Source organism: Methylovulum psychrotolerans, from assembly GCF_002209385.1.
Classification (GTDB): domain Bacteria; phylum Pseudomonadota; class Gammaproteobacteria; order Methylococcales; family Methylomonadaceae; genus Methylovulum; species Methylovulum psychrotolerans.
The window spans coordinates 2,092,521-2,116,954 of the sequence record NZ_CP022129.1 but is presented as its reverse complement, the minus strand read 5'-3'; the positions used below and the strand labels follow the sequence as shown (position 1 = coordinate 2,116,954).

Below are 24,434 nucleotides of genomic sequence, written 5' to 3'. Positions count from 1 at the left end.
CGGTTTTAAGATAATAGGGTAATGCCGACGCGGCGGGTGGGGCGGTATTGCGCTGGAAAAATCCCCCTTAGCGTTCAGCACAGGGATAGTTTAGCGGGGGTGGAGGGACTTGGAAAATTGATTGTTTTTATGGGAACGATTGATTTTATCTATGAGTTTGGGGGCGGTCTTAGGTATCTAATGCTTCTAAGCGTCTATTGAGCCAGTCCAACGTTTCTTTAAGCTCCACATGAAGCGGCGATTTGGCGACCAGTTCCGCTAATAGGACTTGGGCTTGCCGATAATGGTTCAAGGCTAAGGGGAGATTGTCCTGTTGTTCATAATTCCAGCCTAAATTATTGAGGGCAGCAGCCAGGCAGTAAGTAAAATCTAGATGGTCGGGAGCGGCGGTGTGGAGTTCCTGTGCTAAACGACAGTAGTCTTCATTCCAACGCAAGGCCTGTTCCAAATCGCCCAGTGTGGTATGAATGATGCCTAACCATTGGCAAGCAACCGCCAATCCGTTTTTAAAACCCAAATGGTCGGGGGCGACAGTATGAAGCTCCTGCTCGAGACAGTGGTAGTCTTGATACCAGCGCAAGGCTTTTTCCGGGTCGCCCAGCGTAGCATGGGTAACGCCCAAATATTGGCAGGCAGTCGCCAAGCCATCTTTAAAATCCAGATGATCTGGATCGGTAGCATGGAGTTCCTGTGCCAAGCGGTAGTAGTCTTCATTCCAGCGCAAGGCCTGTTCCAGATTCCCCAGAGTGACGTGGGATATTCCTAAATATCGGCAGGCAATCGCCAATTGATTTTTAAAGCCCAGATGGTCTGGATCGGTAGCATGGAGTTCTTGTTCTAGGCTATGGTGCTTTTCATACCAGAGCAAGGCCTGTTCAAGATCACCGAGAGCAGCGTATGTAATACCTAAATATTGACAAGCAATCGCTAGTTGATTTTTAAACATCGGATGGTCGGGGGCAGCAGCATAAAGCTCCTGTTCCAAGCGGTGGTGTTCTTCATACCAGCGTAAGGCTTGTTCCAGATCGCCGAGTGCGGAGTGGGTTTTGCCTAAGTATTGGCAAGCAATCGCTAAATCGTGTTTAAAACTAAAGTGGTCGGGGGCGGCGGAATGAATTTCCTCTCCCAGAGAGTGGCGTTCTTCATGCCAGCGCAAGGCTTGTTTCAAGTCGCCCAGTGTGGTATAGATGATACCTAAGTCTTGACAGGCAACTGCCAAGTGGCTTTTGCAGTCAATATCATTCAGTTTTCGGCACTTAAGTACCGCCATAATATCATAACTATTCTTAAAGTAACTTAATGACTTGTCCAGTTCTCCCAATGTCAATTGGTAACTGCCTATATATCCACACAACAAACCAATATTATCATCCTTCGGTAGCAAAGCCGTAGCCGTTTCGGCATAGCGGCAGTAATTCACAGCGTCCGCGTAGCTAGCGTTGAGCAAATGCCCGGTGTTTGTTTCAAAAATCAGTTTTTCTCCCAGCTTATAGACCAACCCAGCACAATAGCTCTGCAAGCGGCCTAGATTTTTATAACGGGTAATATCCTGCACCACAGGACTGATTTTATAATGGCTAATTCCATCCTGATGGCTACGCTCTAACCAGCCACGTTTCGCTAAGCCGCTAAGGATGTCAGAAAATACTTCTTCTGTACCTTCATCCCTCTCCATTAACAGCAAATCCGCCAAGTATCCGTAAGCCAAGTTTTCCGCAGGCAATACCGCCAGATTGCACAATAACCATTGTTCGTTTTCGCTTAGCGGTTTGATTTGTTCCAATTCGTCATATAGGGCGGCGATGATTTTAGTGGGGTCGACGGTTTCTAAGGCTGGCTGTGAGCCTTTGCCCATGATTTGAACGGGCTTAGTTTTGGACAATCGCAACAGCCCTTGCCGTTGCAGGTCTTTAAGCAATTGACTAAGCGAGTAAAACACTGAGTTGTCATTCACCGCTGCCAAATTCTTCGCCAACAGCACCAGCATTAGCGTGTTGCCGCCAACCGCTTGGTAGATACTGCCAAACAATTCGTCATCCTCTATTCGATGCCGCTTATAATGCGTTTTGAACACATTTAAAGCATCTGCTTCCGACAAAGCTTCAACACGATAACAGGCCGCATCGTCAAAACTATTAATGCGGCTGGTAAGCAAGATATGGCAGTTGGAGCATTTGCTTAAAAATCCCCACTGCGTCGCCAACTCCTCGGCATTGTTGGCGTTGTCGATGATGAGCAGGCAGAATTCAGGTAGGTTGGCAATGGCTCTTTGCAATTCTTCTAGTCGTTGCTCGGTGGGCATGGTGTCGGGGAAAGTCACTTTCAACGCTTTTGCCAAGCTCAGCAAAGCATCGTCCAAGCGGCTAGGGGCGTAGAGCCACGCGGTGTGTTTATATTCGTCTTTGTAGCGTTGCCAATACTTCGCCGCCAGTGATGTTTTGCCGATACCGCCCTCGCCGTTGACTAACAGCAAGGGTTTGTTACCTATCTCCAGCGTTGCGCGTATCGCGGCTAAATCGGCATCACGGCCTTGGAACACATCGGGAATGAAGGGCGTGGAAGTCAGGTGATGGGGAATAGGTTTTTCGGCTGGCGGAAGGTATTGGTTTCCGATGTAGCTGCTGCCAGCACTTTGATTGATTTGCAATTCGATCTTGGTTTGATCACGCCCAACATTATCGCCCGTACCCCGATGCACCTGCCCCTCCATAAGCTACCCCTTGCCTTTGTTCTCATGGTAGACACTACCCGGCCCCATAATGATTTGCCGCCCGATTTTGGTCTGGTCGCGGCCGATGTTATCGCCTGTGCCGCTATGGTGTTGGCTAACCCCTGACGCGGCAGTGGCGGCGGCGAGGTTGTTTAAGGGGATAAAGCCCTGATCCGCCAATTTGTCCAATTGCTGGCCAAAGTGCAATAACAGGCTTTCGGTGGTGGTGTAAGTGGTCTGGAAATGCCCCAAAGCCTCAAGCCGCTCCTGAAACGCCCAGAGGCTAGTTAAGTCGTTCTTGTTAACCGCACTGACAGTTATCGCCGCATCTTTAAAGTAAGTGTAAATCAGCGGCTTTTGTGTGGCCTGAAATTGTCCGAAGGCGGTGTTAAATTCCTCTTCGGTATACATGCCGACCTTGGTGCAAAACAGCATGACAAAAATATCACAGTCTTTGATGGCTTGGTTATACTCGTCTTGCAGACGGGTTCGTGACATGGCATCAAGAAAATCTTCCCAGATGATCAGTTTTAGGTAAACCTGTTTCGGTACCGACTGGTTGTTACGGCGGCTAATAAACAGCTCGAATTGCTCACGGTCGGCTTTGAGTTCGGACGAAGAAGCCAGAAAAAGTTGGATGGTACGCATGATAGTGCCTCAGGCAAAAAGACTGGGCAGATTTTAACACTAAGGCAATATCGGGGTTGAAAATTGTCTGGGATTAACTGTGTCGCCAAGTCATTTGCTGTAACCGGAAAAGACTGGGAAAAAGATTCGCTTGCCCAATTGTAAAACTGTGTCCAAACTACTGCGCATTTATTTGGTCTAAGTGACTTCTTTGCTTTTGTAACATTCTGTCTAATTTAACTGATATGTCCAACGTAACCATTAAACACCTTAACGCCAGCGACGCTAATTTTTCCCAGCAATTAAAAGACCTGTTAGCTTGGGATGAAAGCGACGATCTGGACATCCAGCAACGGGTTTTGGCGATTCTGGCCGATGTCCGCAGCAATGGCGATGCCGCTGTGATTAACTATACTAACCGCTTCGACCACCGCGCCATTGCCGATGCCAGTGAGTTGGAACTGCCTAAGGCGACCTTGCAAGCCGCGTGGGAGAATCTGCCTGCCGAGCAAGCCCATGCCCTGCAAACTGCCGCCGACCGTGTCCGCGCCTATGCCGAACACCAAAAAATTGCGTCTTGGCAGTATGAAGAAGCGGACGGTACGGTGTTGGGGCAAAAAATCACCCCGTTGGACAGTGTCGGTCTGTATGTGCCGGGCGGTAAGGCCGCGTATCCGTCTTCGGTATTGATGAACGCCATCCCGGCTAAAGTGGCAGGCGTGGGCGAATTGATTATGGTGGTGCCGACTCCGAACGGCGAGACTAACGAACTGGTGCTAGCTGCCGCTTATATCGCCGGAGTAGACCGCGCTTTTTCCATCGGTGGGGCGCAAGCGGTCGCGGCCTTGGCTTACGGTACGGCTACTATCCCTGCGGTCGCCAAAATCGTCGGCCCCGGCAATATTTATGTCGCCACGGCGAAAAAACTGGTGTTCGGGCAAGTCGGTATCGACATGATTGCTGGGCCTTCGGAAATTCTGGTTATCTGCGACGGTAAAACCAACCCTGATTGGATTGCTATGGATTTGTTCTCACAAGCTGAACATGACGAAAACGCCCAAGCGATTTTAATTAGCGATGACGGCGACTTTTTGGCCGCTGTTGAGCAAAGCATCCATAAGCTGTTGCCGACTATGGAACGCGCCGACATTATCCGCGCGTCTTTAAGCACACGCGGGGCCTTGATTAAGGTTGATAATTTGGACGTGGCGACTGATGTCGCTAATGTGATTGCGCCGGAGCATTTGGAGTTGTCGGTCGCCGACCCCGAAGCCTTATGTGCGAAAATCCGCCACGCCGGGGCGATTTTTATGGGCCGCTACACCGCCGAAGCCTTAGGCGACTACTGCGCCGGCCCCAACCACGTTTTGCCCACCTCCAGCACCGCGCGGTTCTCGTCACCACTGGGTGTTTACGATTTTCAAAAACGCACCAGTTTGATTAACTGCTCGGCGGCGGGTGCGGACAGTTTGGGTAAAATCGCTTCGGTACTGGCGCGGGGTGAGAGCTTGACCGCCCATGCGCGGTCGGCGGAGTATCGAATTAAGTAGGCGTTCCATTGCGCCTCTGCGTGTTAAACCCCACCCCTCGGTCCCTTAGCTAAACCGAAGGGGTTCTTCGCAGGGGAGGGAGCGAGCGTTTTCCTCGTGGTATAGGCAAAAATCAAGGGAAAAAGCTCTTCCCCAAGGCGTTCGTCGTAACCCTTAATGTGTGCAGGGATGCGCCATCGCCCTGAGCGTTATTGTTCCCAGTTTGAAGCATCTGCGCACTGACTGTCCGCCGATTTTTGATGGGCAAACTTAAGGTCCAAGGATAGGCCAACGCACTTCCCAAGCATTGTTCCCACTTCTGTCGCTTGCTCTTTAGAGGTGAAAGTTGTCGGTATCCGCTCTTTAAGGGTGGTAAGGCAGGTTTTTGTCGCGGAGAGGGCTGCTTTTTGGCAAACATTAGAACTTAGCTTTAAACATTGCCTAAAGTAAGAGTCATCTTCACAAAATGCAGGGGGAAAGTGTGTGATTATCATCGCCTTCCATTGCTTGCCCGATACTTCATTCGCCTGTGCGGCTTGCATCAACAGTAGGCCAATTACGCCTAAAAAAAACCGAAATTTCATTGCTTTCCCCTAAGGTCAATTAAGTAACGTGATGTTGGGTTGCTATTGGCATCAAGAGGTATGGCTATATCCTGGTAATGTCAAAAATGCCGATGAAAGTCGGCGAAAGTAATCGTAGTCATGATTTGTCGGTAATATACATAACTTGCGAATTTCTGTCATCATAAAAACAACGCTATTTTATGCGGTGGCTGGTGGCGGTATAAATTAATCGGCACACCAAAACTCTCCCTTGAGCTTCTTCCCCTAAACAGGTATAACGGGCGGCTTTGCCACTATCTCGCCTTCTCCTATGAATTTCTCCGCATTCGACCAATGGCTTAGCGATAGGCCTGCCCGCCCGGAACTACGCGGGCTGCCACGATTTTTTACCGAATTGTTATTTTTTGGCCTTAAAGAGGCGCGGGCGTGTTTGTTTGCCGGGTTGTTTTTTCTGGCGGTGTTTGCCTTGCCCAGGCAGGGCGTGTTTGGCATACCCCGTTATGATGCGTTATTGCTGATTGCCTTGGTTATACAGTTGTGGATGGTGTGGGCGAAGCTAGAAACGTGGGATGAGCTTAAGGCGATTTGCCTGTTTCATGTTTTGGGTTTTTTGCTGGAGCTGTTTAAGACTTCCAGCGGTATAAAATCTTGGGGCTATCACGATTTTGCCTATACCAAGATAGGGACTGTGCCGCTGTTTTCGGGGTTTATGTATGCGGCGGTGGGCAGTTATATTATTCAGATTTGGCGGATGTTGGATCTGAGGGTGCGCCACCATCCGCCTTATTGGATGGCGACTTTGGTCGCGTTGCTGATTTATGGCAATTTTTTCACCCAGCATTATATCGGCGATTACCGTGGCTACATCGGTGCGGCGGCCTTGGGTTTGTATGCGCGGACGACGGTGGTGTTCCGGCCTTTCGACAAGGTGCGGCAGATGCCTTTATTGCTGGGCTTTGTTTTGATCGGGTTTTTTATTTGGCTGGCGGAAAACCTCAGCACGTTTTTCGGCATTTGGCAGTACCCGAACCAGCTCGGCGCATGGTCTGCCGTGCATGTCGGCAAATGGAGTTCCTGGTCGTTGTTGGTGGTGATGACTTTTACCATTGTGACCTATCTTAAGCATGTTAAGGAACGGATACACATTCCCTTATAATAATAAAAATCATGATCTTGTGGTATAAAGCGCAGCTTACCAAACGCTTGTGGCTTGATATTGGCAAAATCGCCTCCACATCTAGGCTGGCTTGTTGCGGGTGGGGGTTGGTGCTTTTGTCCCTGTGGTCTCCCGTCTTCTTTGTTTGCCAAAAAAAGCCTTGTTTTTCGGGCGCATAAATGTTTACGAGGAAAACCCAAGCCGATTATGGCATAATGGCGGGATTTTTTATTTAACAATTATAATTGAGGACGACCATGAGTTTTTTTATTTCCGACGCGCTGGCTGAAGGCACCGCCGCAGCCGCCCAACCCGGTATTGAAGGGATGCTGTTCCCACTGGGCATTTTAGTCTTTTTCTATTTCCTGTTTTTGCGTCCGCAAGCCAAACGTACTAAAGAGAAAAAAGAAATGATGTCGACCTTGAAAAAAGGTATCGAAGTGGTCACTGCTGGTGGCATTTTAGGCAAAGTGGTCGATGTGGACGACAATTTTGTCAAAATTGAGATTTGCGACAATACGTTTATTCAAGTCCAACGCCAAAGTGTTGAGAACATGATGCCTAAGGGAACCTATAAAGCGGTCACGAAAAAAATAATAAAAGAATAACCGCTCTCCGCTAACGGCAACCACCGACGGCCTCCGGCGCGGTTTTAATGATTGGAATAACATAATGCATAACAGTTACCCTCTTTGGAAAAATGTCTTAATCTTGCTGGTCTTTCTGGTCTCGATTATTTACGCATTACCTAATTTATACAACGAAGACCCCTCTGTACAGGTGGTGTCCAGCCACGCCGGTACCGCGCTGACCCCAACGCAGGTGAGCACCATAGAAAAACTGGTTAAAGACAGCAATACGCCGATGAAAGCGTTTGAAGTTGCCGATGGGCGGGTGCTGGCGCGTCTGGGCAGTAACGACGACCAATTGAAAATCGCCGATTTGTTGCGCGAGAAAATGGGCAATGATTACACGGTGTCCTTAAATCTGGCCCCTACCACGCCCGGTTGGTTGCGTGCCTTGGGCGCAAAAGCCATGTATTTGGGTCTGGACTTACGCGGCGGGGTGCATTTCTTGCTCGAAGTGGATATGGACGCGGCAGTGAAACAGGCCGAAGAGCGCTATAACGACGATTTGCGTCTGGCGTTGCGCGAGGCGAACTTGCGTTACCAGTCGGTCGCCAAAGATAACGGTTTCATCAAAATAAAATTGAAAGAAGCCGCCGACAAGCCCAATTTGTTTAAGGTGTTGGACAAAAACTTCCGCACCTTGGAAGTGACCGAGCCGGACGGTACACCGGATGAAGTATGGCTGAAAATCGGCGAACGCGAGTTGAAAGACACCCGCAAAAATGCCGTCGCGCAAAACATGACCACCTTACGCAACCGCGTTAATGAACTGGGCGTAGCCGAGCCGGTCATCCAGCAACAGGGCGAAAACCGTATCATGGTGCAATTGCCGGGTATTCAGGACACAGGCCGTGCTAAGGATATTTTAGGCACCACCGCCACCTTGGAATACCGTTTGGTTGATGTCGAACATGATGTGCAAAAAGCCGTTGAGGGCCATCCTCCGGTCGGTAGCCGCTTGTATTACGAGAAAGACGGCCGGCCTATCTTGTTAAACCGTCAGGTGATCGTGACGGGTGACCAAATCTTGGATGCTTCTTCTAGCGTTGATGAAGACAGCCGTCCGGCGGTGGTGATTAACCTGAATGGCGCGGGTGCGGCGAAAATGGGTAAAATGACCCAAGCCAATGTCGGTAAGCCGATGGCGGTGGTGTTTATCGAATATAAATCGGAAAACCGCATCGTCAACGGCGAAAAAGTCCGCCATAAAGAAAAAGTTGAAAAAGTCATCAGTGTGGCGACCATCCAAGGCGTGTTCAGCAAGCGCTTCCAAACCACCGGTTTGGACAGCCCGCAAGAAGCCCGCAACTTGTCCTTATTGTTAAGGGCGGGCGCGTTGGCTGCGCCGGTCGATATTGTTGAAGAACGCACTGTCGGCCCTAGCTTAGGCCAAGATAATATCGATAAAGGCTTTTTGTCGTTCATCGTCGGCTTCGTGCTGGTCGTGCTGTTCATGGCAGGCTATTACCGCCTGTTCGGTATGATCGCCAACTTGGCGCTGGCGTTTAACGTGGTGATTGTGGTGGCGATTTTGTCGCTGTTGCAAGCGACGCTGACTTTGCCGGGTATTGCCGGGATTATCCTTACCGTGGGTATGTCGGTTGATGCTAACGTTTTGATTTTTGAACGGATTAAAGAAGAGATCAGAAACGGTAACTCCCCGCAGGCGAGTATTTTTATCGGTTATGAAAAAGCCTTCGCGACCATTTTAGACTCGCATGTCACTAACTTGGTGGTGGCTATCGTGCTGTTCGTCTTTGGTACGGGATCGGTCAAAGGCTTTGCCGTGACCTTAATCATCGGTATTTTGTCATCCATGTTTACCGCCATTACAGGTACGCGGATGGTGATTAACCGGATTTATGGCGACCGTCGGGTCGATAAGTTGTCTATTTAGGCTGGCGTGGGCGGCTCTAAGTTAACGCCACCGCGTTAACAGGCCGCTCCTTTGGCGTTGTTCACCTGAAAATTTTTACCCAAACAAAACGATGAAAACAACTAATATAAACTTTATCGGCAACCGCAATATCGCCCTGATTTTTTCCGGCATTTTGTCGCTGCTTTCTATTATTTCCCTGTCGGTGCAAGGCTTGCAGATGGGTATCGACTTTACCGGCGGTACGCTGATTGAAGTCGGCTACCAAAAGCCCGCCGACCTGACGGCTTTACGCGCGACGCTGGACAGTTCCGGCTTTGCCGATGCCACTGTGCAGAATTTTGGCACGGCTAAAGATGTGTTGATCCGCCTGAAATTGCAAGAAGGTGTGAGCAGCGCCGATTTAAGCAATAAGGTGCTGGAGGCGATTAACAAAGACACCGCCGAACCGGCCAGTTTGCGGCGGGTGGAGTTTGTCGGCCCGCAAGTCGGCGACGATTTGGCGCAAGACGGCTTCCTGGCCTTGCTGTACTCCACTATCGGCATTTTGATTTATGTCGCTTGGCGGTTTGAATGGAAATTCTCCTTAGGCGCGATTATCGCCACCCTGCACGATGTTATTGTGACTTTAGGGGTGTTTTCGGTGCTGCGGATGGAGTTTGACCTGACGGTGTTGGCGGCGGTGTTGGCGTTAATCGGCTACTCGCTGAACGACACTATCGTGGTTTATGACCGGATTCGGGAGAACTTCATCCAGTTGCGCAACAAAAGCACTGAGGAAATGATTAACATATCGGTCAATGTCACGTTAAGCCGTACTATTATGACTTCGTTGACGGTGATTTTGGTGTTGGTGTCGCTGTTTTTCTTAGGCGGCGAAGTTATTCATGGGTTTTCGGTGGTGTTGCTGTTCGGGGTGTTTTTTGGCACTTACTCGTCCATTTTCATCGCCAGCCCTATGGCGTTGATTTTAGGGGTTAGCCCACAAGATTTAATTCCGGTGGTCAGGGAAGAGCATTTGGATAATTTGCCTTAGGAACACGCCCCCGCTTGGGGGCTTTTTAAGGCTTGGGGCTTACGATTAATCACATTCGTCACCCGAATCGGCTATAATTGGCAATCACTTTTTATCAATCCTATTGGAGCTTTGTAAACAATGGCAATCGAACGTACCTTCTCAATCATTAAACCTGATGCAGTGGCAAAAAATGTTATCGGCGAAATTTATAGCCGTTTCGAAAAAAACGACCTGAAAATTGTTGCCGCAAAAATGCTGCATCTGACTAAAGAACAAGCAGAAGGTTTTTATGCTGAACACAGCGCCCGCGGTTTCTTCAATGACCTGGTCGCGTTTATGATTTCCGGCCCTGTAATCATGCAAGTGTTGGAAGGCGAAAACGCTGTCCTGAAACACCGCGAAATTATGGGTGCGACTAACCCGAAAGACGCTGCCGCAGGTACTATCCGCGCCGATTTCGCCAGCAGCATCGACGAAAATGCCGTGCACGGTTCCGATGCCTTAGCTACCGCAGAACGCGAAATCGCTTATTTCTTCTCAGCCGATGAACTTTGTGCCAGAACCCGTTAAGGTTAACAAAACTAATTTGCTTGATTTCGACAGAAAAGGCCTCGCGGCTTTTTTTGTCGGCTTAGGCGAAAAACCGTTCCGCGCCACGCAATTGCTCAAATGGTTGTATCAGGAAGGGGTCACTGACTTCAGCCTGATGACCAACTTAAGCAAGCCTTTGCGCAGTTATCTGACCGAGCATTGCCGTATCGAAACCCCAGAAATTGTGGTCGAGCAGGTTGCCAGTGACGGGGTGCATAAATGGGTGCTGCAAACCCATTGCGGTAACCGCGTCGAGACCGTGTTCATTCCCGAAGAGGGGCGGGGGACGCTGTGCGTGTCTTCGCAAATTGGTTGCGCCTTGGCGTGTACGTTTTGTTCGACAGCCCAGCAGGGCTTTAACCGTAATTTAAGTACCTCGGAAATCATCGGCCAAGTGTATGCTGCGCAAAACCGTTTAGGTAGCAGTGCCAAAATCACCAATGTGGTGATGATGGGCATGGGCGAACCGTTGTTGAACTTCGACAATGTGGTTGCCGCGATGAATTTGATGATGGACGATTTCGCTTATGGTTTATCCAAGCGCCGCGTCACCATCAGTACATCAGGGGTTGTGCCGGCTATGTATCGCCTGACCGAGGTTTGCGATGTCAGCTTGGCGGTGTCCTTACATGCGGTCACTGACGAATTGCGTAACGAGCTGGTGCCGATTAATAAGAAATATCCGCTGCAAGAGCTGTTGGCAGCTTGCCGTGAGAACGCCAAATTGGCGCCGCGCCGCACCATCACTTTTGAGTATGTGATGCTTGATGGCGTGAATGACTCCCTAGATGATGCTTACGGGCTGGTCGAGCTGTTAAAAACTGTGCCTTCAAAAATCAACTTGATACCGTTTAACCCATTTCCTAATTCATCTTACCGTTGTTCCAGCAATAACCGCATCCATCAGTTTAAAACCTTGTTGAACGATGCCGGTATTGTCACTACTGTCCGAAAAACCCGTGGCGAAGATATTGATGCCGCGTGTGGGCAGTTAGTCGGGCAAGTAAAGGATAAAAGCCGCCGCCACCTAAAATTGCACTTGGCAGGTACTGAGCATGAGACGTAAGACAAGCGTAAGCCGTTATCTTTTATTGTGCGTGGGTGTCGCCATTTTGGCGGGCTGCGCCGGTACGGAAGAAAAAAAGGAAAAGACCGATACCTATTTGCAGTTGGGTATCCGTTATATGAACATGAACCGCTTGGAATTGGCGAAGGAAAATCTCGAAAAAGCTTTGGCGAATGATGCGAACAATGCAGCGGTACATAACGCGTTGGCGTATTTGTTCGAGAAAATCGAAAAATTCCCGGAGGCCGAAGCGCATTACAAAAAGGCTTTGCAGATTGCCCCTGACGATCTGGGTGCGCAAAACAATTATGGGCGGTTTTTGTGCGATCATGGCGATACCCGTCAGGGTATGGGTCTGTTAAGCAAGGCGATGGGCAATTTGCTCAATGATAGGCAATGGTTGGCGGTGACTAACGCCGGTTTATGCGAGTTAAAAGACGGGCAGAACTCCCGCGCCAAGGCGTATTTTAAGGAAGCTCTGCTGCTCAAGCCCGATTATTCGCCGGCTCTATTGGAAATGCAAAAAATCTGTTACCAAAACCGTGAATATTGGCCGGCCAAAAGTTATTTGCAACGCTATCTGGCCAGCGGTGTTCCGCATACCGCCCAATCGTTGTGGTACGGGATGCAAACCGAACGCGCTTTAGGCAATATTGGCCTGGCGCAAGAATATAAAAATTTGTTGTTGGAAAAGTTTCCGCTTTCCGACGAAGCTAAAAAAGCCGAGCCTGTGCAGTAACAGGCAAATAAACCCAGCATGGCAAATACGATACAAGCAATACGCGGGATGCACGATGTGCTGCCCGACCAAACCCCGCTTTGGCAATATGCGGAAAGCATTATCCGCGAAGTTTTAGCTTCTTATGGTTATAGCGAAATCCGCTTGCCCATTGTCGAAAAGACCGAGCTGTTTAAACGCTCCATCGGCGAAGTCACGGATATCGTCGAAAAGGAAATGTACACCTTTGACGACCGCAATGGCGACTCGCTGACCTTGCGTCCCGAAGGCACGGCAGGATGTCTGCGGGCCTGTTTAGAACATAGTTTGCTGAACGGGCAGGTGCATCGCTTATGGTATAGCGGCCCTATGTACCGCCATGAGCGTCCGCAAAAAGGCCGTTACCGCCAGTTTATCCAACTGGGTGTGGAAACTTACGGCATGGCGGCGCCCGATATTGATGCGGAGCTGATTATTTTAATGGATCGCCTCTGGAAACGCTTGGGTATCCGCGCTAAAGTACATCTGGAATTGAATTCCTTAGGCACGATAGAGGAGCGTAATGTTTACCGCGAAGCCCTAGTGACCTACTTCCAGCAACATGTTGCCCTGCTGGATGAAGAGAGCCAACGCCGCTTGCTGACCAATCCTTTGCGTATCCTTGACACCAAAAATCCGGCGATGGCCGAAGTGGTGGCGAATGCGCCGGAGTTGTTGGCGTATTTAGGTGAAGATAGTCGCCAACATTTTACCGCCATTACCGATATTTTGGCGGATTTGGCGATTCCCTACACGATTAATCCGCGTTTGGTGCGGGGGCTGGACTATTACAGCAAGACCGTGTTTGAATGGGTCACTACTGAACTCGGTTCGCAAGGTACGGTCTGTGCAGGTGGCCGTTATGACGGTCTGATCGGGCAATTGGGCGGCAAACCTAACTTTGCGGTCGGTTTTGCCATGGGTATGGAACGGCTGTTGGCTTTAATGGAAACGGTGCCGGATTTGCCGTTGGCTAAGCCCGTGGATGTCTATATGGTCAGGGTCGGTAGCGAAGCCGAACGCGTGGGCCTGCGCTTTGCCGAAGCCTTACGCACGGCGTTGCCTGCGCTCAAACTGCAAATGAACGCCGATGGCGGCAGTTTTAAAAGCCAGTTTAAAAAAGCCGACAAAAGCGGTGCGGATTATGCGATTATCGTCGGTGATGATGAAGCGGCCTGTGGACAAGTCAGCCTAAAAGCTTTGCGCAACGGACAAGAAGGCCAGCAAACCTTATCGCAAACCCAAGCGATTGAGTTTTTACGCGATTATTTGTTGGTAAAGTAGCGCGGCGCGTAACATATTAAATATCTGCTGTTACGCAGACATATTCTGCGGTTTAGAAAAACAAATAATGAGTCGCTATCGCGAAGTTTTTTAAATCGGGTTCTCGCACCCGAAGGCGAGATACTTTCTTTTGCTCCGCCAAAAGAAAGTATCCAAAGAAAAGGCGGCCCGGTTGCCGCTTGATCCTGCGCTCCTCGGTTTTGTCGGGGGGTCGGCAGAGAGGGCTCCTGCCCTCCTGCCGACGCGCGGCATCCTTGCCGCGCCCCTTCGGGCTGATCCCGACAAAACCTGCGGTGCTCGGCGCGGCAAACGGGAGCAAAGCGACGTTACTGCGTAACGTCAGTTAAATAGCTGGCGTTAACACAAGAATCAACAAAACCCATCGTACAAGAGAGTTATTGTGGAAATTTACGAAACAGAAGAAGAGCAGCTTGCCGCGCTGAAAGCGTGGTGGAAAGAAAATGGTCAGGCAACCTTGGTCGGCTTAGGTCTGGGTGTTGTGGTCATTTTAGGCTGGAACTATTGGCAGGATTATCAGCGCGGGCAAACTGAGCAGGCCGCCAATTTATACGGACAATTGACTAAGGCCGCGCAAGCTAACCAAAAAGACTCGGTCGCCAAGTTGGATGAGCAGATGGAAAGCCGTTTTAGTGCCAGCGATTACGCCCTGTTCAGCGAGCTGACGGTCGCTAAACTGAAAGTCGATCAAGGTGATCTGGCAGCCGCCAAAACCATTCTGGAAAAAGTCGCGCAAGCATCCAATAAGGAATTGGGCAATATCGCCAAAATCCGTTTGGTGCATTTGCTGATGGCGAACAAAGAATTTGAGGCGGCGTTGAAATTGATTAATGATATTGATCCGGCGAAATCGGCGAGTTTTTCCGCGCACTATGACGAATTGGTCGGCGATATTTACGTCGCCCTAGACCGTCCCGACCAAGCCCGTACCTCGTACCAAAACGCCTTGCACAACGGCCAGCAATCGCCGCTGTTGCAAATGAAAATTGACGATTTGACTGCGCCTGAAAAGCTGGAAAAGACCCAATAATGCGCCTATTTACGTTGCTACTGCTGTGCTTAAGCCTAGTGGGTTGTGCCGCTTGGGATACCGTTGGCGAAACCTTTTCGGGGGTCAGCGATTATTTTACTGGCGGCGCCGATAACACCGATCCGCCCAAACCCTTGAGCGAGTATACGCAAGAGCTAAAAATCCAAGTGCTGTGGAAAGAGTCGGTAGGCGCAGGGGCGGACGAACAAACCTTAAAATTGGTGCCCGGCATCGGCAGTGCCCAGATCATCGCCGCTGACCATAAAGGCCGTGTCCAAGCCAGGGATTTGCTGACGGGTAAGGAACACTGGGAAGCCAAAACTGAGTTGCCGTTTTCCGCAGGCCCCGGTATCGGCCATAACACCGCTATTTTAGGCACTAGCGATGCCGAAGTGTTGGCATTAAACGCCGACACGGGTACTGAGCGTTGGAAGGCTAAAGTCACCAGCGAAGTGCTGGCCGTGCCGACGATTGCCCACGGCATCGTCATTATCCACACCACCGACGGCAAAGTCACTGCCATTAACGAAGCCACGGGCGCGAAGCTGTGGAGCTACGAAGTCGCGGTGCCGGCCTTAAGCATCCGTGGTACTGCCAGTCCTGTGGTGGTCGAGGATAAGCTGATCAGCGGTTATGACAACGGTAAACTGATTGCCTTAGAATTAAAAGACGGGCGCTATATCTGGGAAAGCAGCATCGCCGTACCGAAAGGCCGTTCCGAAGTCGACCGCTTAGTGGATTTGGACACCGACCCGCTGGAAGCGGCGGGCGTGGTTTATATTGCCGGATTCCATGGTGGGGTCAGCGCGGTGTCCGCTGTTGATGGCGATGTCATCTGGCGCAATGAGGAGGTGTCTTCCTCTACGGGCTTGAGCAACGATTGGCGGTATTTATACTTGTCAGACAACGACAGCGATGTCTGGCAGTTAGATTTGCGTAGCGGCGCGTCGCTGTGGCGGCAAAAAGACTTGCACCAACGGCGTACCTCCGCACCGGCCTCATACGGCCACTATGTTGTGGTCGGCGATTTTGAGGGTTACGTCCATTGGTTAAGCACCGCCGATGGCCATCAAATGGCACGGGTGCAAATATCTAATAGCCCTATCGAGGCTAAGCCTGTGGTCGTGGACAATATTGTCTACGTCTACGCCAAAGACGGCACACTTGCCGCTTTAACTGTCCAATAAATTATGTTACCTGTTATAGCCTTGGTCGGCCGACCTAACGTCGGCAAATCGACCCTATTCAATTATTTGACCCGCAGCCGTGAGGCCCTTGTGGCGGACATGCCGGGTCTGACCCGCGACCGCCAGTACGGGCGCGTTAAACACGGTATCCGCCCCTGCTTGGTGGTCGATACGGGCGGTATTGCCGACGATGCCGAGGGCATCGAAAGCTTTTCCAGAAAACAAGTGCAAGTCGCCTTAGAAGAGGCGGATGTGGTGTTGTTTATGGTCGATGCGCGGGAAGGTCTGAGCGCCTCCGATAAAGCCATTGCCGAAACCCTGAGAAAAATGGCCAAACCCATTATCTTAGTAACCAATAAGATTGACGGCTTGGATGCCGCTATTGCCACCAGCGACTTTTATTCCTTGGCTTTGGGAGAGCCGTCACAAATTGCCGCTTCGCACGGGCGGGGGGTGCCGGAACTGCTGGAGCGCGTCAACCAATTGCTACCTCCCGCCTCGGCGTTGGTCGATGATGAGGGTGAGCGCAAGGGCGTGGGCATTGCTGTGGTTGGCCGCCCCAATGTCGGCAAATCCACCTTGGTCAACCGCCTGCTTGGCGAAGAGCGGGTCATTGTGTTTGACCAACCCGGTACGACCCGCGACAGTATTTATATCCCTTTCGAGCGCAACGGCAAGCAGTTCACCTTGATTGATACTGCCGGGATGCGGCGGCGCTCAAAAATTGCCGAAACCATCGAAAAGTTCAGCGTCATCAAATCCCTGCAAGCGATTGAAAAAGCTCATGTCGTGATATATTTGATTGATGCCAGCGAAGGCGTGACCGATCAGGATGCGCATTTGTTGGGGTTGGTCATTGAGGCGGGCCGCGCCCTGATTATCGGCCTGAATAAATGGGACGGCTTAGACCACGCGCAAAAAGAGACCGTCAAACGCCAATTGGAAGTGAAGCTGTCCTTTATGGAATTCGCCGAAAAACACCCCATTTCTGCGCTGCACGGCAGCGGGGTCGGCAAATTGTTCGATGTCGTCAACACCTTGTACGAGTCGGCGATGATTAACATGTCCACCCCGGTCTTGACGCGCATCCTCAAAGAGGCCACCGACGCGCACCAGCCGCCGATGGTCAATAACCGCCGCATCAAACTGAAATATGCCCACCAAGGTGGCCGTAACCCCCCGGTGGTGATTGTCCATGGCGTCCAGACGGATGCCCTGCCGATCTCTTATAAGCGTTATTTGACCAACTATTACCGCGAACAGTTAAAGCTGTCCGGTACGCCGATCCGCTTGGAGTTTAAATCGCCCGCTAATCCGTTTAGTGAGCAGAAAAAGAAACAGGTAGACTGGCAAGTGCAACGCCGCGAGAAAATCTTGCAGCGGGTGAAAAATAAGCAGAAAGGCTAGGGTTGGCGGCTCCGCTTTAGTTCGCTAAACGGCCTATCACCAAATGGCGGGTTGATTGTAAGCTGTAATACACCGAGCTTTTGCTGGCGCTCCACGCATAACCGACCACCGTGCCGTTATTGTCGGCGTATAAGCGTAATTTGCCGCGTCCGACGCCAGAATCCCAGGTATCATCCGCTTGTAAGCGGGTATCGCCTGCGCCATGGCCGGTTTTGGACGAATCAATAATTTTTATTTCATACTGTTGCGTATTGGCAATGACGGGTTCGCTGGCAACCCGCGCCTTGGCGACATCATCCGCCATCATGACATGGCCCGTGGCCGTGGCATCTTCATCATTATATTCAATGGCGAAAATATCACCTTTTTGAATCTGCGTGATGTCAGAAACGGTGGTGAAGCCGTTTTGGTTGTTGATGGCGGTATGGTAAGCGGCGGCGGAGGGGCTGGTGGAGCCGAACCATTGGCTGAAATTGTTATCCGTCCAGCCATAAGCCTGTTTTAACAGCCGGGTCACAAAAGAGCTGCATTGGGTGCGGTTTTCATACGTTAAGGCACCGTTCACGCCTGCCCAATAGACATACGTCGGGTTGTTGGCATACTCGTTTTTGTCGGGTGTGATATGGCTGACCAAGGTGTCGGCCCAGGCGACATGGGCAGGGTCGGCGTAGGCGGCAGACGCGGAAAACAGGCTGGCGGCGAATAAGAGACGGCTAAAAGTTGAAATCGTGTTCATAGCTGGGGATCCATACAATAAAAGGTCAATGGTTTGATGGTGCTTAGTTTATAGGGTCGGGTTGAAAAAAACTGCGCTCTATTTACCGTGTTGGTGTGATGTATTTACCTAGCCCAGTGTTGCTGCCTTGTGCTATACCCCGTTGTTGTTATGGCGAAGCCGTTTTGGCCTCATCAGTGTTTTGCGCGTTACCGTAGGTTTACCCTTGCGCTTGGCAAAGACTTCTTTTTTAGACAATCCCCCCTACTATGGCCACTCTCAGCTTCCAAGGAAACCCTGTACATACCAATGGCGAACTGCCTGCCGTCGGCTCTATCGCCCCCGCTTTTAAACTCGTCAACAGCAAGCTTGAAGACGTGGGCCTAGCGGCTTATGTGGGTAAAAACAAAGTCCTCAATATCGTCCCCAGCCTAGACACCCCCACTTGCGCTGCCTCCGCGCGGATGTTTAACCAAAAAGCCGCCGCTATCGCCAACACCGTGGTGCTGCTGGTGTCCGCCGACCTGCCGTTTGCCCAATGCCGTTTTTGCACTAGCGAAGGCCTTGATAATGTCATTCCGCTGTCCACCTTCCGCTCCGGCTTCGCCGACGACTACGGCGTGCGCCTGACCGACAGCCTCCTCGCCGGCCTGACCGCCCGGGCCGTAGTGGTCGTAGATGCAGATGACCGCGTCCTGTACACTGAATTGGTCGCAGAGTTGGCGAATGAGCCGGATTATGACAGTGTGTTGAAGGTGTTGGCGGCGGTGGGGTGAAGCTTAGGTAGTTTCCTCTTAAAGAAAGGGCGGGCGATGATGTTTGGCGGAAGCTGACCGAATTTTTCGGGTTGCTAAAAGCTGAACAGCCGTAATCGGCAAATTGAGTTTATACTTCAAACGATCAAGTTTTCGGTTTTAGGATTAGCCGTTCGGCCTGAAATTCGAAAGGTGGACGGTTAATCCGCCCATGGTTCGACGACCAGCGGAAGTCCCTGTGGGACGGGCTCACCACAAACGGATTAACCGAAAACTTGACCGTTCAGAGTTTACACCGTTTCTGCGGTAATAGGCTATAAGCGCACCCTAACCCGCATCCTGCCGCTACGGCTGGGCCTAAATAGGGTATGCAGTGCGTTCCGAAGGCCGCCCAGTCCGGCGTAATAGTCCCGGCAGAAGAGAGCGGCACAAAACCATTTTTATAGGGTATTCGCCATAAAATAGCCGATTTATCGCCTGTAAAATTCCTCTGCCATGCCGCCCCCTAAGTATCAATACCTCGCTTTCGCCGTCTCTAGCTCCCCAAATCGTCACATAAGTTTGTTTCGCCCCGCGATTTATGGATAATGTGTCTTTAATAGATTAAGTTATATAAAAGGATGACGCGATATGGCAGAATTAATGAGTAGTGGCGTTGAGCTGATGTTTGCGGGAATGGGTATTGTCTTTTTATTTTTGACGATGCTGGTGTTTGCCATTAACCTAATGTCCGCACTGGTGCAACGTTTTTTTCCCGAAGCGCCGCCCGTGCCTGCAATTTCCCAGGTAGCCACCAATAATGTTCCTGACAAGGCGACTGTGGCGGCGATCACTGCTGCTGTACACCAGTACCGCCAGCCCAAATAAACGCTGGTACGGCTATTGGCTTAAAGGCTAGGCATGGGGTATAAAGGGTACTACCCGTCAGGCCTTTCACGTTTTTGCTTTGTCTCTTACGCCCTCGGCGGCATAAAGGGAGAAAGCAAACCTGCAAGGCCTTAAGTGGCCGACTTATTCCCAGTGCTTACCTAAATGGATGCCGCCCATACCTTTGATGAGAGCCTAACAGGCTGGGATGGTTGGGGCAAGTGTGGCTTAGGGGCGGGCATGAAATAAGTTTGTCACTTGGCTTAAGTGACGGCTGAATTGTCGCCACCTCCATCCTTAGCGTAGCCACACGCTTATTTTTACGCCTTCATCTTAGGCAATCCCCACCTGATTTTATTTAGAAAACGCATTACGCTCAGTATTCAACCGACCTTGGCGGTCAAATGATTAAAGACTCATAAAAGTATTCTAGGAGAAACACAGCATGGTCAAACCCACAACAATGCCCTTAAAGATTACTGAGGTCGTCCTGCGGGACGCGCATCAGTCTATCCTGGCGACGCGGTTGCGTATCGAAGATATGTTGCCGATTTGTGCAAAACTGGATGATATTGGTTATTGGTCTATCGAATCTTGGGGCGGGGCGACGTTTGATGCCTGTATCCGCTATCTGGGCGAAGACCCTTGGGAACGCTTACGCCTGCTGAAGGCGGCCATGCCTAAGACCCCACAACAAATGCTGTTGCGCGGACAAAATATTTTAGGCTACCGCCATTATGCCGACGATGTGGTCGATAAGTTTGTCGAGCGTTGCGCGGTCAATGGCATTGATGTGTTCCGTATTTTTGATGCCATGAACGACATGCGCAATATCGAACATGCCGTCAAAGCCGTGCTGGTGACCGATGCCCATGCCCAAGGCACTATTTCCTACACCACCAGCCCGGTACATACCATGGAATCGTGGGTAGATTTGGGTAAGCAAATTGAAGATATGGGCGCCCATTCCATTTGTATTAAGGATATGGCGGGCTTGCTAAAGCCTTATGAAGCCTTCGAGTTAGTCTCCCGCCTAAAAACCAGCACCAACATCCCCATCCACCTGCATTCCCACGCCACCACCGGCTTAAGCGTCGCCAGTATCATAAAGGCGGCGGAAGCGGGCATTGATAATGTCGATACCGCCATTTCCTCACTGAGCATGACCTACGGGCATAGCGCCACCGAGACTATTGTCGCCGCCTTAGAAGACACCGAACGCGCCACTGGCTTGGATTTGATTAAGCTGGAAGAGATCGCCGCGTATTTCCGCGATATCCGCAAAAAATACGCCCAGTTTGAAGGCAGTTTGAAAGGTGTCGATAGCCGGATTCTTATTGCACAAGTGCCGGGCGGCATGTTGACCAATATGGAAAGCCAACTCAAAGAGCAGGGCGCGTCCGACAAGTTTGACGAAGTGATCCAAGAAATCCCCCGTGTCCGCGAAGATTTGGGCTTTATTCCGCTGGTGACGCCGACCTCGCAAATTGTCGGTACGCAGGCGGTGATTAACGTCATGAGCGGCGAGCGCTATAAGACTATCACCAAAGAAACCGCTGGGGTGCTAAAAGGCGAATATGGCGCGACCCCCGCGCCCGTCAATGCCGAGCTGCAAGCGCGGGTGCTGAATGGGGCGCAACCGATTGTCTGCCGTCCTGCGGATTTGTTGGAAGCGGAAATGCACAAGCTGATTGCCGAGGTGCAGGAAAAAGCCCAAGCCGAAGGCGTGAAGCTGGCGGCAAATATTGAAGAGGACGCGCTGATTAACGGCATGTTTGCGCAAGTGGGCTGGAAATTTCTTGCCAACCGTGGCAATCCCGCCGCTTTTGAGGCCGCGCCTAACCCCGAAGCTTTCGCTGCCGCCGCTGCGCCGAAAGCTGAGCCGGTGGCCGAAAAGAGCATCGAAAGCTATACCGTTAATGTCGATGGCCGGAATTTCCAAGTGGCGGTAGGGCCGGGCGGTTCTGCATTGGCTATTCAAGCGGCGGTTGAAGAAGCCTCGCCGCAAGTGCTGGTCGCCCATGACGGGGCGGTGGTGTATGCGCCGATGGCGGGTAATATCCTGAAGATTTTGGTCAGTGAGGGCAGTGTGGTGACTGAGGGCGAAATTGTCGTCATTATGGAAGCTATGAAAATGGAAACTGAAGTGCGTTCCAAATATACGGGCATTGTTAGTGCCGTCCATGTCAAGGAAGGCGGTGCAGTCGCTGGCGGCAATGCCCTGATTTCCTTATAACCTTGTATAGATAACGGATATTTATGGAAAATCTCATTTCACTTTGGCACAGTACGGGGCTCTATAACTTTACCGGCGGTGAGGCATTTATGATGCTGGTCGGGTTTTTGCTCTTGTATCTGGCAATTAAAAAAGGCTTTGAGCCGTTATTATTATTGCCGATAGGCTTTGGGGCTATTCTCAGCAACATTCCGATTGCGGGTATCGCCGAAGAGGGTGGCTTGCTGTACTATTTGTATTTCGGCATTAAGGCGGGGATTTTCCCTTTATTGATCTTCATGGGCGTAGGGGCGATGACCGATTTCGGCCCTATGCTGGCCAACCCTAAGACCTTGCTGCTGGGGGCGGCGGCGCAGTTTGGGATTTTTGCGTCTTTGCTGGGCGCGTTGGCCTTAAATGCCGTGCCGGGTTTGGAGTTCTCGCTCAAAGATGCGGCGGCGATAGGTATTATCGGCGGGGCGGACGGCCCTACGGCGATTTATGTCGCGTCAAAAATGGCCCCCGATTTGCTGGGGGCGATTGCGGTCGCGGCCTATTCGTACATGGCTTTAGTGCCGCTGATCCAGCCACCCATTATGCGTGCCCTGACCACCGAGGCCGAACGCCGGATTGAAATGCAGCAAATGCGGGCGGTTAGCAAGACCGAAAAAATTGTGTTTCCGTTGATGCTACTGTTTTTGTCGATTTTGTTGTTGCCGTCAGCGACCCCGTTGATCGGCATGTTCGCGCTGGGTAATCTGATGAACACTTGCGGCGTGGTCGAGCGTTTAAGCCAAACCGCGCAAAACGAGCTGATCAATATCGTCACCATCTTTTTAGGCTTGTCGGTCGGCTCCAAGCTGAGTGCCCATGCTTTTTTGCAATTCCAAACTTTGGGCATTTTGGCCTTGGGGGCGGTTGCTTTTGCTATCGGTACGGCTTCGGGGGTGATTATGGCGAAGATTATGAACAAGTTCAGCGATACGCCGATTAACCCGCTGATCGGCGCGGCGGGAGTCTCCGCCGTACCAATGGCGGCACGGGTAGCCAATAAGCTAGGTTTGGAAAGCAACCCACATAACTTCCTGCTGATGCACGCCATGGGGCCGAACGTCGCGGGCGTTATCGGCTCGGCGGTGGCCGCCGGGGTGTTATTGAGTTTGATTAAGTAAGCTCTAGGAGCGCGGGTATCTTGCCCGCGCTCCCGTTCCCTTCGGCTTCGCTCAGGGAGCGGGGGTAGGCCGTTGCCTGAGCGAAGCCGAAGGCTCGGCCTACTTCATAAATCCTCCATAAGCCAAGCTTAATCCAGCCACGTTGTGGCTTTGTTTAAGCGGTCATTCACCGCCCGCCAAGCTTCGGTTTGGGGCGGCTGTTCAACTAAAATCCGTGCTAAGGGCAGGGCATCTAGTGTCCGTAACGCCGCGTACAGGGCTTGGGCGTAGTCTGCCGCTGCCGTGGGTAGGGTCAGGATATGCAGGCGCGGATCAGCGGGTAAGTTTTGTTGATAAGCCAATACGCCGATGTGGGGGTGTGTTGCCAACAAAGCTTGGGCTTGTGTCTGCAACCGTTCGGGCGCACAGCGCAGGGCGGGGGTGCTGGGCGCGTAATGCACCGCCATCATGCCGGGGGCGCGGATGTCGCTGCTTGGGGCCGCTTCCGGCAACAGCAAGGATTGGCCCAGCACCGCCTCTAACGCTGCCGGACTGATATGTCCAGGCCGCAATAAACGCGGCTGTGTGCCGCTTAAATCCACTATCGTCGATTCCACGCCCACTTGGCAGGGACCACCGTCTAAAATCATCGCCACCGCGTCGCCCAGTTCATCGGCGACATGCGCGGCGTGGGTGGGGCTGATGCGGCAAAAGCGGTTGGCGGACGGCGCGGCAATGCCGCCACCGAAGGCGCGTAATAAAGCCAAGGCGACCGGATGCCCAGGGACGCGCAAAGCGACCGTTTGCTGACCGCCAGTCACCACCTCCGGTACTGCTGCCTGCTTGGGCAGCACCAATGCCAGCGGCCCCGGCCAAAACTGTGCCGCCAACTGCCGCGCCGCCTGTGGTATATGGGTTGCCCAGTCGTCCAATTGTGCGGCTTCGGCAATATGGACGATTAGCGGATGGTCGGCGGGGCGGCCTTTGGCGGCAAAAATGCCCCGCACCGCCTCGGCGTTATGCGCATCCGCGCCCAATCCGTAGACGGTTTCAGTCGGAAACGCGACTAGCCGCCCCTGGCGTAAGAGCGCCGCCGCTTCGGCAATTGCCGAAGCGTCAGCTTGTTTTAATTGCATGATGGTTGCCTGTTGTTGATAGTGGGTGGCGGCTTAAGCTTTTGGAGTATAATGGCTTTTAAGCGATTTGCAGGCTCTGTCGGCGGCAAGGGTACGGCTATGCTACAGGCCTTTACGCCGCTGCAAATTTTTAATGATAAAGCG

At 51.6% G+C, this 24,434-nt stretch carries 21 protein-coding genes; 16 read left to right on the top strand and 5 right to left on the bottom strand.

Features of this window, described 5'->3' with window-relative positions:
• Positions 1 to 169 precede the first annotated feature (169 nt).
• Positions 170 to 2,710, bottom strand: coding sequence for an NB-ARC domain-containing protein (locus CEK71_RS09670; RefSeq protein ID WP_088619195.1), 2,541 nt, complete (start codon positions 2,708 to 2,710; stop codon positions 170 to 172).
• A gap of 3 nt (positions 2,711 to 2,713) precedes the next feature.
• The gene (locus tag CEK71_RS09665; protein WP_088619194.1) at positions 2,714 to 3,358 is read right to left on the bottom strand and encodes a TIR domain-containing protein; all 645 of its coding nucleotides are present in this window, start codon (positions 3,356 to 3,358) and stop codon (positions 2,714 to 2,716) included.
• 224 nt (positions 3,359 to 3,582) lie between these two features.
• On the opposite strand from CEK71_RS09665, the gene hisD reads away from it, so the two are divergent.
• Positions 3,583 to 4,887, top strand: coding sequence for a histidinol dehydrogenase (hisD, locus tag CEK71_RS09660; protein WP_088619193.1), 1,305 nt, complete (start codon positions 3,583 to 3,585; stop codon positions 4,885 to 4,887).
• A 188-nt stretch (positions 4,888 to 5,075) separates the two neighbouring features.
• Here hisD and CEK71_RS09655 read toward each other — a convergent pair whose 3' ends face one another.
• Entirely contained in the window at positions 5,076 to 5,450 is a 375-nt protein-coding gene (locus CEK71_RS09655) for a hypothetical protein (RefSeq protein ID WP_088619192.1), read from the bottom strand.
• A gap of 292 nt (positions 5,451 to 5,742) precedes the next feature.
• Between CEK71_RS09655 and CEK71_RS09650 the strand changes: the two genes are divergently transcribed.
• The 11 genes from CEK71_RS09650 (at position 5,743) to der (ending at position 17,451) form a co-directional block, all read left to right on the top strand.
• Positions 5,743 to 6,588 carry a DUF817 domain-containing protein gene (locus CEK71_RS09650; RefSeq protein WP_088619191.1) on the top strand — a complete coding sequence of 282 codons (846 nt, stop codon included), beginning with the start codon at positions 5,743 to 5,745 and terminating at the stop codon, positions 6,586 to 6,588.
• 257 nt (positions 6,589 to 6,845) lie between these two features.
• Positions 6,846 to 7,196 (top strand): preprotein translocase subunit YajC, encoded by a 351-nt coding sequence (gene yajC / locus CEK71_RS09645; RefSeq protein ID WP_088619190.1) that lies wholly within the window; start codon positions 6,846 to 6,848, stop codon positions 7,194 to 7,196.
• A 64-nt stretch (positions 7,197 to 7,260) separates the two neighbouring features.
• A complete protein-coding gene (secD, locus tag CEK71_RS09640) occupies positions 7,261 to 9,114 on the top strand; it encodes a protein translocase subunit SecD (RefSeq protein WP_088619189.1) in 1,854 nt (617 codons plus the stop codon).
• Positions 9,115 to 9,205: 91 nt separating this feature from the next.
• The gene (secF, locus tag CEK71_RS09635) at positions 9,206 to 10,129 is read left to right on the top strand and encodes a protein translocase subunit SecF (protein WP_088619188.1); all 924 of its coding nucleotides are present in this window, start codon (positions 9,206 to 9,208) and stop codon (positions 10,127 to 10,129) included.
• Between the two features lie 120 nt (positions 10,130 to 10,249).
• Entirely contained in the window at positions 10,250 to 10,681 is a 432-nt protein-coding gene (ndk, locus tag CEK71_RS09630) for a nucleoside-diphosphate kinase (protein ID WP_088619187.1), read from the top strand.
• On the top strand, positions 10,656 to 11,768 hold the full coding sequence (gene rlmN / locus CEK71_RS09625) for a 23S rRNA (adenine(2503)-C(2))-methyltransferase RlmN (protein WP_088619186.1): 1,113 nt from the start codon (positions 10,656 to 10,658) through the stop codon (positions 11,766 to 11,768). The genes ndk and rlmN overlap by 26 nt, the downstream gene beginning before the upstream one ends.
• Positions 11,758 to 12,507 carry a type IV pilus biogenesis/stability protein PilW gene (pilW, locus tag CEK71_RS09620; RefSeq protein ID WP_088619185.1) on the top strand — a complete coding sequence of 250 codons (750 nt, stop codon included), beginning with the start codon at positions 11,758 to 11,760 and terminating at the stop codon, positions 12,505 to 12,507. Before rlmN ends, pilW begins: the two co-directional genes overlap by 11 nt.
• A gap of 18 nt (positions 12,508 to 12,525) precedes the next feature.
• The gene (gene hisS / locus CEK71_RS09615; RefSeq protein WP_088619184.1) at positions 12,526 to 13,809 is read left to right on the top strand and encodes a histidine--tRNA ligase; all 1,284 of its coding nucleotides are present in this window, start codon (positions 12,526 to 12,528) and stop codon (positions 13,807 to 13,809) included.
• Between the two features lie 400 nt (positions 13,810 to 14,209).
• The gene (locus CEK71_RS09605) at positions 14,210 to 14,857 is read left to right on the top strand and encodes a YfgM family protein (protein ID WP_088619183.1); all 648 of its coding nucleotides are present in this window, start codon (positions 14,210 to 14,212) and stop codon (positions 14,855 to 14,857) included.
• Positions 14,857 to 16,044, top strand: a complete 1,188-nt coding sequence (bamB, locus tag CEK71_RS09600) for an outer membrane protein assembly factor BamB (protein WP_088619182.1) — start codon at positions 14,857 to 14,859, stop codon at positions 16,042 to 16,044. Before CEK71_RS09605 ends, bamB begins: the two co-directional genes overlap by 1 nt.
• A 3-nt stretch (positions 16,045 to 16,047) precedes the next feature.
• Positions 16,048 to 17,451, top strand: a complete 1,404-nt coding sequence (der, locus tag CEK71_RS09595; RefSeq protein ID WP_088619181.1) for a ribosome biogenesis GTPase Der — start codon at positions 16,048 to 16,050, stop codon at positions 17,449 to 17,451.
• Between the two features lie 16 nt (positions 17,452 to 17,467).
• Here the strand turns inward: der and CEK71_RS09590 are convergent, their stop codons facing one another.
• Positions 17,468 to 18,187: a hypothetical protein gene (locus tag CEK71_RS09590; RefSeq protein WP_198328533.1), complete on the bottom strand. Its 720-nt coding sequence runs from the start codon at positions 18,185 to 18,187 to the stop codon at positions 17,468 to 17,470.
• Between the two features lie 248 nt (positions 18,188 to 18,435).
• Here CEK71_RS09590 and tpx point away from each other — a divergent pair, with 248 nt between their 5' ends.
• The 4 genes from tpx to CEK71_RS09570 all read left to right on the top strand — a co-directional run bounded on the left by tpx (position 18,436) and on the right by CEK71_RS09570 (position 23,175).
• On the top strand, positions 18,436 to 18,942 hold the full coding sequence (gene tpx, locus CEK71_RS09585) for a thiol peroxidase (protein WP_088619180.1): 507 nt from the start codon (positions 18,436 to 18,438) through the stop codon (positions 18,940 to 18,942).
• Between the two features lie 609 nt (positions 18,943 to 19,551).
• Positions 19,552 to 19,788 carry an OadG family protein gene (locus CEK71_RS09580; RefSeq protein WP_088619179.1) on the top strand — a complete coding sequence of 79 codons (237 nt, stop codon included), beginning with the start codon at positions 19,552 to 19,554 and terminating at the stop codon, positions 19,786 to 19,788.
• Between the two features lie 445 nt (positions 19,789 to 20,233).
• Positions 20,234 to 22,024 carry a sodium-extruding oxaloacetate decarboxylase subunit alpha gene (gene oadA, locus CEK71_RS09575; protein WP_088619178.1) on the top strand — a complete coding sequence of 597 codons (1,791 nt, stop codon included), beginning with the start codon at positions 20,234 to 20,236 and terminating at the stop codon, positions 22,022 to 22,024.
• Between the two features lie 23 nt (positions 22,025 to 22,047).
• Entirely contained in the window at positions 22,048 to 23,175 is a 1,128-nt protein-coding gene (locus CEK71_RS09570) for a sodium ion-translocating decarboxylase subunit beta (RefSeq protein ID WP_088619177.1), read from the top strand.
• 128 nt (positions 23,176 to 23,303) lie between these two features.
• Here the strand turns inward: CEK71_RS09570 and CEK71_RS09565 are convergent, their stop codons facing one another.
• Positions 23,304 to 24,290 carry an L-threonylcarbamoyladenylate synthase gene (locus tag CEK71_RS09565; protein ID WP_088619176.1) on the bottom strand — a complete coding sequence of 329 codons (987 nt, stop codon included), beginning with the start codon at positions 24,288 to 24,290 and terminating at the stop codon, positions 23,304 to 23,306.
• Between the last annotated feature and the right edge of the window lie 144 nt (positions 24,291 to 24,434).